Origin of the sequence: Rhodopseudomonas palustris (assembly GCF_013415845.1) — a bacterium.
Taxonomy (GTDB): domain Bacteria; phylum Pseudomonadota; class Alphaproteobacteria; order Rhizobiales; family Xanthobacteraceae; genus Rhodopseudomonas; species Rhodopseudomonas palustris_F.
This window is the reverse complement of the sequence record NZ_CP058907.1, coordinates 634,227-647,297: the sequence shown is the minus strand read 5'-3', so window position 1 is coordinate 647,297 and position 13,071 is coordinate 634,227. Positions and strand designations below refer to the sequence as shown.

The 13,071-nt window shown below is 67.4% G+C and carries 8 protein-coding genes; 5 read left to right on the top strand and 3 right to left on the bottom strand.

The window, feature by feature from the left end; all coding sequences use genetic code 11:
* Positions 1-103: 103 nt before the first annotated feature.
* Positions 104-1,444, top strand: coding sequence for a S41 family peptidase (locus tag HZF03_RS02985; protein WP_011156158.1), 1,341 nt, complete (start codon positions 104-106; stop codon positions 1,442-1,444).
* A gap of 162 nt (positions 1,445-1,606) precedes the next feature.
* On the opposite strand, the gene HZF03_RS02980 is transcribed toward HZF03_RS02985, so the two are convergent.
* Entirely contained in the window at positions 1,607-3,274 is a 1,668-nt protein-coding gene (locus HZF03_RS02980) for an isovaleryl-CoA dehydrogenase (RefSeq protein ID WP_119017377.1), read from the bottom strand.
* 139 nt (positions 3,275-3,413) lie between these two features.
* Between HZF03_RS02980 and HZF03_RS02975 the strand changes: the two genes are divergently transcribed.
* Genes HZF03_RS02975 through chrA form a run of 4 tightly spaced genes read left to right on the top strand, consistent with a single transcriptional unit; the run spans position 3,414 to position 7,714 of the window.
* On the top strand, positions 3,414-4,049 hold the full coding sequence (locus tag HZF03_RS02975) for a TetR/AcrR family transcriptional regulator (protein WP_234906866.1): 636 nt from the start codon (positions 3,414-3,416) through the stop codon (positions 4,047-4,049).
* A gap of 40 nt (positions 4,050-4,089) precedes the next feature.
* On the top strand, positions 4,090-5,571 hold the full coding sequence (locus tag HZF03_RS02970) for an amino acid permease (RefSeq protein WP_119017375.1): 1,482 nt from the start codon (positions 4,090-4,092) through the stop codon (positions 5,569-5,571).
* Positions 5,572-5,600: 29 nt separating this feature from the next.
* A complete protein-coding gene (locus tag HZF03_RS02965) occupies positions 5,601-6,494 on the top strand; it encodes an SDR family NAD(P)-dependent oxidoreductase (RefSeq protein ID WP_119017374.1) in 894 nt (297 codons plus the stop codon).
* Positions 6,491-7,714 (top strand): chromate efflux transporter, encoded by a 1,224-nt coding sequence (gene chrA / locus HZF03_RS02960; protein ID WP_119017373.1) that lies wholly within the window; start codon positions 6,491-6,493, stop codon positions 7,712-7,714. The genes HZF03_RS02965 and chrA overlap by 4 nt, the downstream gene beginning before the upstream one ends.
* A 22-nt stretch (positions 7,715-7,736) precedes the next feature.
* Here chrA and HZF03_RS02955 read toward each other — a convergent pair whose 3' ends face one another.
* The gene (locus tag HZF03_RS02955; protein ID WP_119017372.1) at positions 7,737-10,073 is read right to left on the bottom strand and encodes a Tex family protein; all 2,337 of its coding nucleotides are present in this window, start codon (positions 10,071-10,073) and stop codon (positions 7,737-7,739) included.
* A gap of 191 nt (positions 10,074-10,264) precedes the next feature.
* Positions 10,265-13,006: a hybrid sensor histidine kinase/response regulator gene (locus HZF03_RS02950; protein WP_119017371.1), complete on the bottom strand. Its 2,742-nt coding sequence runs from the start codon at positions 13,004-13,006 to the stop codon at positions 10,265-10,267.
* Between the last annotated feature and the right edge of the window lie 65 nt (positions 13,007-13,071).

Here is a 13,071-nt window from a genome sequence, read left to right as displayed (position 1 = left end):
GCGCCGGTGCCCCCTTCACGGGAACCGATGGCGACCGCGGTCGGTTCTGGTTCCGCAACGCCACCACGGCGGCAATTTTCCGCCCCTTCACATGAGTTAGTCCATGCGCAAAATCGTCGTCCGCTCGCTTGCCGTCCTCGGCGTCGTCGCGGTTCCCGTCGTCTCCGCGCTCGCCCTGCAGCGCGAGCAGACCGCCCCGGCCGATCTCGACCTGATCGGCGGCGTGATCCAGCTGGTGCAGCGCGCCTACGTCCATCCGATCCCCTCGGACGAGCTGACCAAGGATGCCCTGAAGGGCCTGCTGAACCGGCTCGATCCGCATTCGGACTACATGGACGAGAAGGAATTCAAGGACATGCAGACCGACATGTCGGGCCAGTTCGGCGGCCTCGGCATGCAGATCACCGCTCAGGGCGGGATTCCGCGGATTGTGTCGCCGATCGACGGCACCCCGGCGGCGCGCGCCAAGCTCGAGCCGGGCGACCTGATCATCAAGGTCGGCACCGCCACCACTCAGGGCATGAGCCTGCGTAACGTCGTCGACATGCTGCGCGGCGCCCCCGGCACCAAGGTCACCATCACGGTTCTGCGCGGCAAGGACGAGCCGTTCGACGTTACCCTGACCCGTGAAATCATCCGCGTCGCTTCGGTGAAGTCGGAGATCAAGCCGGACGGCGTCGGCTACATCCGCATCAGCCAGTTCGGCGCCGACACCGCCGACGGCTTCACCGCTGCGCTCACCAAGCTGAAGAGCGACGCCAAGGACGGCGGCCTCAAGGGGCTGGTGATCGACCTGCGCAACGATCCGGGCGGGCTGCTCAACGCCGCCGTCTCGGTGGCGGGCGACCTGCTCGACGGCGGCACCGTGGTGTCGATCCGCGGCCGCCAGGCCGACGACCAGCGGGTGTTCTCGGCGCCGTCGAAGGGCGACAAGCTGCCGGGCGTGCCGATCGTGGTGCTGATCAACGGCGCCTCGGCGTCGGCGTCGGAGATTGTTGCCGGCGCGCTGCAGGACCGCAAGCGCGCCACCGTGATGGGCACCACCAGCTTCGGCAAGGGCTCGGTGCAAACCGTGATTCCGATCAAGGGTCACGGCGCGGTGCGGCTGACCACGGCGCTGTACTACACGCCGGCCGGCCGCTCGATCCAGGACGAGGGCATCGTGCCGGACGTGATCGAAGAGGCGCCGAAGGATCAGCAGATCAGCGGCGGCCCGCTGATCCGCGAAAGCGCGCTGCACGGCGCGATCGCCAATCCGGGCCAGCTCGGCAAGTCGGACGCCAGCGCCACCAAGGCGACGCCGAAGACCGGCGAGCCGACCGACGACAAGACCAAGTCCGCGACCTCGGCGCCGATCAAGGCGGACCTGATCGGCAAGCCCGAAGACGCCCAGCTCAACGCTGCGCTGGCGCTGGTCCTGAAGAAGGACGCGGCGCCGAAGTAACAACCAGCACACAAACGCAGCGGTCCGCCTGATACACGTGATGCCCGGCCTTTGCGCCGGGCATCGACGTTTTGATCTGACCTTGCCCTTCAAGACGTGGATGCCCGCGACAAGCGCGAGGCATGACGAATGAATGCGAGGCCTCTCTCATAACCGCAATGGTTACCGCGGCCGGGCGCGGTCGATGATCGCGGCGAAGTTCACGCCCTTGGGCAGCGCGCCGTAATGATGCGCGCCGCGCTGCGCCAGCCGCGAGGCGCAGTATGCCTCCGCGACCTCGTCAGGCGCATGCCGGATCAGCACGCTGGCCTGCAGCCCGACGGCCAAACGATCGACCAGGTCGCGGGCACGCTCCTCGAAGTCGGACGCATCACGCATGTCGTCCTTCAGCGCGGCGATGTGGCGATCGAACGCCACGTCGGCGCCCTTGGCCTGCTCGACCTCGGCGAAATACGCCTGCAGCGTTTCCGGCGCGCGCGTCATCGCCCGCAGCACGTCGAGGCACTGCACGTTGCCCGAGCCTTCCCAGATCGCATTGACCGGGCTTTCGCGGAAGTGACGCGGCATCGGCCCGTCTTCCATCACGCCGGAGCCGCCGATGCACTCCATCGCCTCGGCGGTGAGACCGGGCGTGCGCTTGCAGATCCAGTACTTGCCGATCGCCGATCCGATCCGGATCAGATGCGCCTCATGTTCCTCGGTGCGATGGTCGAGCGCCCGGGCGATCCGCATCGTCAGCGCCAGCGCCGCTTCGGTTTCGATCGCGAGATCCGCCAGCACGTTCTGCATGATCGGCTGCTCGATCAGCAGCCGGCCGAACGCGGCACGCTGGCGGCAATGATCGATCGCCTGCGACAGCGCCGCGCGCATGATCGCGGACGAGCCGATCATGCAGTCGAACCTTGTCATCGCCACCATCTCGATGATGGTGGCAACGCCGCGGCCTTCGGGCCCGATCATCCAGCCGAACGCGCCGCGCAGCTCGGTCTCGCTCGAGGCGTTCGAGGCGTTGCCCATCTTCTTCTTCAGCCGCAGCACCTGCAGCGGGTTCTTGGCGCCGTCCGGCTTCCAGCGCGGCACCAGGAAGCACGACAGTCCGCCCGGCGCCTGCGCCAGCACCAGGAAGGCATCGCACATCGGCGCCGAGACGAAGAACTTGTGGCCGACCAGTTCGTACTCGCCACCCGGCCCGCCGGCACCAATCGGAATCGCCCGGGTGGTATTGGCCCGGACATCCGAGCCGCCCTGTTTCTCGGTCATCGCCATGCCGATGGTAATGCCCTGCTTCTGCTCGGCCGGCACGTTGCGCGCGTCGTAGCTGCGCGCCAGGACCTTCGGAAGCCACACCTTGGCGACGTCCGGCTGCAGGCTGATGCACGGCACCGCCGCGAACGTCATGCTGATCGGGCAGCCGTGGCCGGCCTCGATCTGGCTGTGCAGATAGAACCGCGCGGCGCGGGCAACGTGCGCGCCCTTGCGCGGATCGGTCCACGGCGAAGAGTGCAGCCCGTTCTCGATCGAGGTCTGCATCAGCCGGTGATAGGCCGGATGGAAGCGCACCAGGTCGGTGCGGCGGCCGTAGCGATCATGGGTGTCGAATTCCGGCAGATGCCGGTTGGCGAGCGCGCCGAGTTCGAGATACTCGGCGGTGCCGATCCGGGCGCCGAAATCGGCAATGTCGTTGGCGGCCCATTCGGCGCCCTCGCGCGTCACCGCCTCGACCAGCGGCCGGTCGGCGCTGAACAGATTGTAGTCGGCGAGTTCGACCGGCTGGTTGATCACCTCATGGGTGACGGCGCCGTAGCTGTCGGCGATGGCGGCGTTGAGCATTTAGGTCCTCCCGGAGCGGCGCGTCTGGCGCTTGCGATGGTTCGGCAGGCATCATAGGCAAGCCGTATCGGGCAGGTGTTCGGATTGGGCCTGGATGGCGAAGCGCGCGGAAACCCCAGCAAAATCACGGCGAAGGCCGGTGCAGCCGCGCTCGCACGAGACCTCGCGGGCGATCCGCGACGCATTTGTTCGGCTTCTCGACGAAAAGCCGTTCTCCGAAGTCACGATCCGCGAGATCGTGCTGGTGGCCGGCGTCGGGCTCGGCACCTTCTACGAATATTTCTCCAGCAAGGACGAACTGGCACGCGCCTGCGTGCATCTGCGGACCAAGGATCTGCTGCTGGCGCTGCGCCGCCGCCGCACCGCGCTCGGCAGCTACGATCTCGCCACCGGCGTCACGGCGGCGATCACGGCGCAGGCCGAAATCTATGCCCAGGCGCCGCGGGAATGGATGCAGCATTTCATGCTGGAGCGGCACAAGAGCGAGCGCAGCCACTATCTCGAAGCCTACGACCTGTTCCTGAAGGAGTGGCAGGCGTTGCTCGAAGGCGCCTCGGATTGGCCCGCCGGCCGCTCCGCCGCCGAAGCAGCGTTGCCGGTTTTCAGCTTGATGTACGGAATGTTCGCCCACGCTTTGATCCGCGGCATGCCGCCCGCCGAATTTGCGGTGTACCGCCACCAGCTGGTGCGGGCGGCGCTCGGCTGCCTGACGGCGATGGTGCCGCCAGAAGCGAGCGCCGGCGCAATGGAACCCGGCGGCCGTCGCCGCGCTTGAGATCGAGCGGGTTCCGCCGCAGGGCAATGGGGGTTCGAGAGTGGCCGGGATCTGGACGCGTAAATCGCTGAGCAGCCTGCAAATCGAGGCTGCGGCCGGGGACAGCGGCGACGGCGAGGTCCGCCACCTGAAGCGGTCGCTGTCGGCAGTCAATCTGGTCGCCCTCGGGGTCGGCGGCATCATCGGTGCCGGCATCTTCGTGCTCACCGGCCACGCCGCCGCCGCCAATGCCGGGCCGGCGGTGTCGCTGTCGTTCCTGCTCGGCGCGATCACCTGCGCGTTCGCCGGGCTGTGCTACGCCGAGATGGCCTCGACCGTGCCGGTCTCCGGCAGCGCCTACACCTATGCGTATGCGACGATCGGCGAGCTGGTGGCCTGGATCATCGGCTGGGACCTGATCCTGGAATACGCGGTCGGCGCCATCACGGTGGCGATCGGCTGGTCCGGTTACTTCGTCAGTCTGCTCGGCAATTTCGGCATTCATCTGCCGCCGCAGTTCACCACGGCGCCGCTCGCCTACGACGCCGCAACCCACGCCTGGTCGACCACCGGGGCGTTTCTCAACCTGCCGGCAATAGCGATCGTCGTCGCGATCGCCACACTGCTGGTGATCGGGATCCAGGAATCGGCGCGGTTCAACAACGTCATCGTCGGCATCAAGCTGACGGTGATCGCGCTGTTTCTGATCTTCGCCGCTCCGATGGTGACGCCGGCCAACTGGGTGACGGCGGCCAATCCGGATGGCGCGTTCATTCCACCGGCGCAGGAGAACGGCATCTTCGGCTGGTCCGGCGTGCTGCGCGGCGCCGCGGTGGTGTTCTTCGCCTTCATCGGGTTCGACGCGGTCTCGACCGCCGCACAGGAAGCCAAGAACCCGCAGCGCGACATGCCGCTCGGCATCCTCGGCTCGCTGGCGATCTGCACCGTGCTGTATGTCTCGGTCGCATTCGTGCTGACCGGGATCGTGCCATACGACCGGCTCAACGTGCCCGATCCGATCGCGGTCGGGATCGACGCCGCCGGGATCGGCTGGCTGTCCTCGATCGTCAAGATCGGCGTCGTCACCGGGCTGACCTCGGTGATCCTGGTGCTGATGCTCGGGCAGACCCGCGTGCTGCGGGCGATGGCGCATGACGGCCTGATGCCGAGGAGCGCCGCCGCCACCCACCCGCGCTTCCGCACCCCGCATGTCGCCACCATCGGCACTGGCGTGATCGTCGCCGGCCTCGCCGGGGTGCTGCCGATCGGACTGGTCGGCGAATTGGTCAGCATCGGCACGCTGTTCGCGTTCGCGGTGGTCTGCGTCGGTGTGCTGGCGCTGCGGATCAAGCATCCCGAGCAGCACCGCCCGTTCAAGGTGCCGGCGATCTGGCTGGTGGCGCCGGCCGGGGCGATCGTATCGTTCATCCTGATGCTTGGCCTGCCGCTCGATACCTGGATACGGCTGGCGGTGTGGCTGGCGATCGGCCTTGCGATCTACTTCCTGTACGGCCGTCATCACAGCAAGCCCGCGAGGCGCTAAGCTCAGCGGATGACGGCCAGGAGGCCCCGATGAGCACGAGCCCCGAACACAAACGCACCGCGCTGGTCACCGGCGCCAATTCCGGCCTCGGCAAGGCCATCGTCACCGCGCTGGCGGCGGACGGCCTGCGTGTCGGCCTGGTGGCGCGCGACCGCGGCCGCGGCGAGGCAGCGCTCGCCGATGTTCGCGCCGCCACCGGCAATCAAGACCTGCACCTATTCGTCGCCGATCTCGCCGATCATGTCTCTGTCCGCGCCCTGGCGCAGGCGGTGCGCAACCGTTTTGATCGGCTGCATCTGCTCATCAACAACGCCGGCACCGCCTTCCCGGAGCGGCGGCTGAGCCCGCAGGGGATCGAGCGCGCCTTCGCGATCAATCACCTCGGCCCGTTCCTGCTCACCAATCTGCTGCTCGATCTGATCAAAGCCAGCGCGCCGGCACGGATCGTCAATGTCGGCACCCGCATCGACGCGGCGATCGATTTCGACGACCTCAACTGGGACAAGCGCCCTTACGGCATGATGAAGGGCTACGCCCAGTCCAAGCTCGGCAATCTGCACTTCACCTTCGAACTGGCGCGCCGGCTTGAAGGCAGCGGCGTCACCGTGAACTGCGTCTTCCCCGGCGTGTTCAAGTCCAATCTCGGCGGCACCGACGGCGCCCAGGGTCTGTTCTGGAAACTGCTGGCCAAGCTCGGCGGCTGGGCGATCCCGAAACCGGAAAGCGCGGCGCAGCGGGTGCTGTATCTGGCGAACGCACCGGAGCTGGAGGGTGTCAGTGGCCAGTACTACGCGAACCGCAAGACGATCCCGGCACCGGCTCAGGCACTCGATGCGGAAGCGAACAGGCGACTGTGGGAGATCAGCGAGAGGATGACGGGACTGACACAGTCGCAGACCGTCGGCGACCAGGCGGCAACTTGATCGCGCAGCCCAAGCCATTGACCACCCAGCAGCCACGCAGCGGCACGCCACGCGAAGTGCTGGGAGTGTTCTTCAAACTCGGGCTGACCTGTTTCGGCGGTCCGATCGCGCATCTCGGATACTTCCGCGACGAATTCGTGGTCCGGCGAGGCTGGCTGGACGAGCAGAGTTACGGTGATCTCGTCGGGCTGTGCCAATTCCTGCCCGGCCCCGCCAGCAGCCAGGTCGGGTTCGCGATCGGCCTGCTACGCGCCGGCTATCTCGGCGCGCTCGCCGCCTGGACCGGCTTCACGCTGCCGTCGGCGCTCGCGCTGGTGCTGTTCGCCTATGGCGCAGCGGCGCTCGACGGTGCGGTCGGCACCGGCCTGCTGCACGGGCTGAAGCTGACAGCGGTGGCGATCGTCGCCCAGGCGGTGTGGGGGATGTCGCGGCAGCTCTGCCCGGATCGCGAGCGCGCCACGATCGCGGTGGCGGCGGCGCTGATCGTGCTCCTCAGCGCAATGCCGATCGCTCAGCTCGGCGCGATCGCGCTCGGCGGGATGGCCGGGATGTTGTGGTGCCGAAGCGACGCGCTGCAGCACTTCGGCGACGTCGGCGCGCGCGTCTCGCGATCGGTCGGTGTCGCCGCGCTGCTCGGCTTCGTGATGCTGTTGCTCGGCCTGCCGCTCCTCGCTCAATGGAGCGGGTCGTCGATCGTCGCGGCGTTCGATGCGTTCTATCGCTCGGGCGCGCTGGTGTTCGGCGGCGGCCATGTGGTGCTGCCGCTGCTCCGCGATGCGTTCGTCGGGCCGGGATGGGTGAGCGACGACGCGTTCCTCGCCGGCTACGGCGCGGCGCAGGCCGTACCGGGACCGCTGTTCAGCTTCGCTGCCTATCTGGGAGCGATCGCTGCACCGGCGCCCGGGCTGGTCGGCGCGGCGATCGGTCTTGTCGGTATCTTCCTGCCCGGATTCCTGATCCTGCTCGGCGTCCTGCCGTTCTGGCATGGGCTGCGCCACTATCCGGCCGCGCAGGCGATGATGCGCGGCGTCAACGCCGCCGTGGTCGGCCTGCTCGGCGCCGCACTGTACAGCCCGGTGTGGACCAGCACGATCCGCAGCACGGCCGACGTCGCGGTCGCGCTGATCGGCTTCGCGTTGCTGACGATCTGGCGCGTCCCACCGCTGATTGTCGTCGCCTTCAGCGCGGCGGCGGGAATCGCCGGCGCACTGTTCGGCTAAGCGGGGGAAGCGGCGTCCGCGCCTACCGCCCTTTGCTGCGTCCCTTCTCGGCCGCCTTCGCCAGCGCCGCGGCGAATGCGCCGCCGCCGCTCGGGGCTTCCTGGCGCGGCTTGTAGCGGTCGACCAGCTTGGCGCTGGCGCCACCGCCACCGCCGCCGCTGCGGCGTTCGCCGGGCGCGGGAATCGGGTCGGACATCCGCAGCGTCAGGCCGATGCGGTTACGCGGCACGTCGACCTCGAGCACCTTGACCTTCACCACCTGGCCCGGCTTCACCACTTCGCGCGGATCGTTGATGCGTCGCTCCGACATCGCCGAGATGTGGATCAGACCGTCCTGATGCACGCCGATATCGGCGAAAGCGCCGAACGCCGCGACGTTGGTGATGGTCGCTTCCAGGATCATGCCGGGCTTCAAGTCAGTGATCTTCTCGACGCCCTCCTGGAAGGTCGCGGTCTTGAACTCGGGACGCGGGTCGCGGCCGGGCTTTTCCAGCTCTTTCAGAATGTCGCTGACGGTCGGGATACCGAACTTCTCGTCCGCGAAGGCCTGCGGCTTGAGCCCCTGCAGCATTTTGGTCTGGCCGATCAGCGCCTTGATGTCGCTCTTGGTGGCAGCCAGGATTTTCTTGACGATCGGATAGGATTCCGGATGCACGCCGGAGGCGTCGAGCGGGTTTTCGCCGTCGCGGATCCGCAAGAACCCGGCGCACTGTTCGAACGCCTTCGGCCCCAGCCGAGGCACTTCCTTCAGCTTGTCGCGGCTCGGGAACGGGCCGTTGGCGTCGCGGTGCGCCACGATGTTGGTCGCCAGCGTCTCGCCGATGCCCGACACCCGCGCGAGCAGCGGCGCCGACGCGGTGTTGAGATCGACGCCGACCGCGTTCACGCAGTCTTCCACCGTGGCGTCCAGCGCGCGCGCCAGCGCGTGCTGATTGAGGTCATGCTGATACTGGCCGACGCCGATCGACTGCGGCGGCACCTTCACGAGTTCGCCGAGCGGATCCTGCAAGCGCCGCGCGATCGACACCGCGCCGCGGATCGAGACGTCGAGATCGGGGAATTCCTTGGAGGCGAATTCCGAGGCCGAGTACACCGACGCGCCGGCTTCCGACACGATCGCCTTGGTCAGCTTCAGATCCGGCTTGGCCTTCATCAGATCAGTGACCAGCTTCTCGGTCTCGCGCGAGGCGGTGCCATTGCCGATCGCCACCAGCTCGATTCGATGCTTCACGCACAGCTGCGCCAGCGTCAGCATGCTCTCGTTCCATTGCCGCTGCGGCTCGTGCGGATAGATGGTGGCGTGGTCGACCATCTTGCCGGTGCGGTCGATCACCGCGACCTTCACGCCGGTTCGGAAGCCCGGATCGAGCCCGAGCGTCGCGCGGCCGCCGGCCGGCGCGGCGAGCAGCAGGTCGCGCAGATTCGCCGCAAACACCCGCACCGCCTCGGTCTCGGCCTGCTGCCACAGCCGCATCCGCATATCGAGCGCCAGCGCGGTCTTGATCCGGGTCCGCCACGCCCAGCGCACGCAATCCGACAGGAAGCCATCGGCCGGGCGGCCCTTGCGGGCGATGCCGAAGGTCGCGGCGATGCGGTTCTCGTATTGGGTCGGTTCTTTCGACTCCGGATCTTCGCCGTCACCGAAATCGAGCGACAGCACCTCTTCCTTCTCGCCGCGCAGCAGCGCCAGAATGCGGTGCGAAGGAAGCTTCTCGTACGGCTCGGAGAAGTCGAAGTAATCGGCGAACTTGGCACCGACGGTCTTCTTGCCGTCGCGCACGCCGGCCTTCAGCGCGCCGCGGCTCCACATTGCTTCGCGCAGCGAGCCGGTGAGGTCGGCGTGTTCGGAGAAGCGCTCGACCAGGATGGCGCGCGCGCCTTCGAGCGCCGCCTTGACGTCGGCGACCGGATGCTCGCCCTCCGCCTTCACATAGGCCGCCGCCTCGGCCTGCGGATCCCTGTCGGGGTTCTGCAGCAACAGGTCGGCGAGCGGCTCCAGGCCGGCCTCGCGCGCGATCTGCGCCTTGGTGCGCCGCTTCTCCTTGAACGGCAGATAGATGTCTTCGAGCCGCGCCTTGCTGTCGGCCTTCAGCAGCGCCGCCTCCAGCTCAGGCGTCATCTTGCCCTGCTGCTTGATGCTGTCGATGATCGCGGTGCGCCGCGCCTCCATCTCGCGAAGGTAACGCAGCCGCTCCTCGAGGGTGCGGAGCTGCGTGTCGTCGAGCATACCGGTCGCCTCTTTGCGGTAGCGGGCGATGAACGGCACGGTCGATCCGCCGTCGAGCAGGTCGATTGCGGCCTGGACCTGCTGCTCACGGACGGCGAGTTCGGATGCGATGACGGACGCGATGTTCGGCACTGGGAGTCTCTTTGGCAGATTCGAAAGGAGGGGGACTCGGCCACGGCGGCGCGGCGAATCGAAGGCAACCTACGCGATCTTGCGGCCAAGATGCAGCACACGTGACCGGCCGGTGCGCCACGTGTGCATAACCCCTCGGGCGCCGCACCGGGCCAAACCGTTTCGCCGTGTTCCCTGTTGAAAAGGCCGATTTATTTCGCCGGCACGTCGGCTTCGGCGTCGAGCACCCGGCGCAGCATCTGGGCCAGATCGGCGCGGCGATACGGCTTCGGCAGTAGCATCACCGCGGGGTCGAGCCGGCCGTGATGCAGCATCGCATTCTCGGTATAGCCGGAAGTGAACAGCACCTTCAGATTCGGCTTGTACTTGCGCAGCTCGTCGGCGAGCTGCGGCCCGTTCATGCCGCCGGACAGCATCACGTCGGTAAACAGCAGATCGAACTCGACGTCGTCATACACCATCGACATCGCTTCCGCCGCAGAAGCCGCCGAATGCGCCGTGTAGCCGAGCGCCTTCAGATGCGTCATCACGTAGCTACGCACCAGCGCATCGTCTTCCACCACCAGCACCGACTCGCGCCCGCCTTGCGCCAGCGGCGGTGCAGCGCTGTCGGGCCCGACATCGAGATTCGCCGCGGCATAAGGCAGATACAGCCGGATGGTGGTGCCGTGGCCTTCCTCGCTGTACAGCTCGATGTGGCCGCCGGACTGCTTGACGAAGCCGTACACCATGCTCAGCCCAAGCCCGGTGCCCTCGCCGACCGCCTTGGTGGTGAAGAACGGTTCGAACACCCGATCGCGGATCGACGCCGGAATGCCGCAGCCGGTATCACTCACAGCCAGCATCACGTAGCGTCCGGCGCTGACTTCGTCGTGCTGTGCCGCATAGGCCTGGTCGAGGTCGACGTTGCCGGTCTCCAGCAGCAGCTTGCCGTTACCCTTCATCGCATCGCGGGCGTTTATCGCAAGATTGATCAGCGCGCTGCCGAGCTGCGACGGATCGGCGAGCGCCGGCCGCAGATCAGGCGCAGGCTCGACATCGATCTCGATGCCGGCCCCAAGCGTCGGCCGCAGCAGCTTGACGGTGTCGAGCATCAGCGCGTTGACGTCGATGCTGCGCGGCTGCAGTGGCTGCTTGCGCGAGAACGACAGCAGGCCGTGGGTGAGATCGGAGGCCCGCGTCACCGCCTGGTCGACCATCGCGGCGACATCCTTCAACCCCGGCCGGTCGGACACGCCGTCAGCGAGAATTTCGATGCCGCCGGTGATCACGGTGAGAATGTTGTTGAGGTCGTGCGCGACGCCGCCGGTGAGCTGGCCGATCGCTTGCATCTTCTGCGCCTGGCGCAGCTGCCGCTCGGATTCCTTGAACGCTGTCAGGTTGCGATACACGATCACCGCGCCGGCGAACGAACCGTCGGGGTTCTCGATCCGCCGCGCACTTGCGGCGAGCTGTACCACCGGGTCGTCGCCATGTCGGATACCGAGTTCGACGTTGTCGAAACTCTCGCCGCGCCGCGCCCGCGCCGCCGGGCTGTCGTAGTCCGGCATCGGCGTCACGCCGTCGGCGAGGAAGCGCTTGTATTTCAGCTTCCAGCGCTCGGAGCCGATATCTTCCGCGACTCCGAACAACGTCACGCAGGTCGGATTGGCAAACACCCGCTTGCCGTCGGCGTCGAGCACAGCGACCGCATCCGCCATACTGGCGATGGTCTTGTCGAGCAGTTCGGACTTGCCGCGCAGCGCCGCATTCGCTGCGTCGATCTTGGCGACGGTTTCGTCGAACGCGTCGGCGAGGATGCGGCTCTCGCCGTGCAGCCCAACCGGCACCACCAGCCGCCCGGTCCGTGAGAACGCAATCACCGCGCGGGTCAGTTGCGCGATCGGCTTGGCCAGCGAGCGCGACAACAGCGCCGACAGCAGCACCGCACCGAGGATGGCGGCAAGGCCGACGATCAATCCCGACGTCCGCAGCGCGGTGGCGGGCGCCATGATCCGTTCCAGAGGCTCGGTTTCGATCACAGCGGTGCGTACGCCGCTCGACAGCGTCGCCATCACGATTGCGGCGGCGACGCGCTCGCCATCGGGGCGGGAGAACACCGCCGCGGTTCCAGGCTTGTCGCCGAGCGTGGCCGCCAGTTGCGGAAAGTCGTCCTGCCAGCGCCGCTCCGGCTCGGCCGGCAGGATCCGACCATCGATATAGGTCATCATGTAGCTGCCGTCGGCCTCGACGAAGTACACGTCGGTGTCGTTGTCCAGCACGTCACGGATGCGCTCGAAAATCGGCCGCAGGTCGAGCGTAACCATCAGCACCGCAAACACGGTGCCCTCCTCATCGCGGACCGGCGCAGCCACGGTGAATCGCGGCGAAGATGGAACCGTGCCGGCGTTGTTCGTGTCGGAGAAGATCCGGATCGGCGAGAAGAACACCTCATCGCCGGTGAGTTCCAAAGCGCGGCGGAACGCTTCATCGCCGCCGAGCCGCGTCAGCTCGGCGTCCGGCACCGTTCGTACGCTACCGTTCGGACCATGGCGATCGACAGCGATCAGGGTGCGGCCATCGTCGGCGACGCCGATCAGGCGATACGCCAGAATGCCGGGCTTGACCCGCATGTTCCCCGCATAGGCCGCGGCCAGATGCTTGCGCCATTGCGCGTCGCTCAGCCCGACTTCGGGATCGAAGCCGCTGCCGCGCTGCGCCCGCGCGATGCCGAGATGCGCCGGCAACAGCCGGGCCGACAACACTTCGTTGCGGATGATGCGGAGCACCGACTCGTAGGCACCGAGCCGCGCCTTGGCCTGATAGGCGAGCCGTGTCAGTCCGGACGGCACCACCGCCCGGCCGATATTGTAGTAAGCGAGCACTCCGATCGCCGCCACCGTACACGCCACCAGCGCGGTCATCGCCAGGGTCAGGCGCACCGACAGGCGCATCGATCGAATCTCCGGGAAGGAACGCAAGATGGAAGGCAAACTATAGGAAGCGCCGAAGCGGCGCT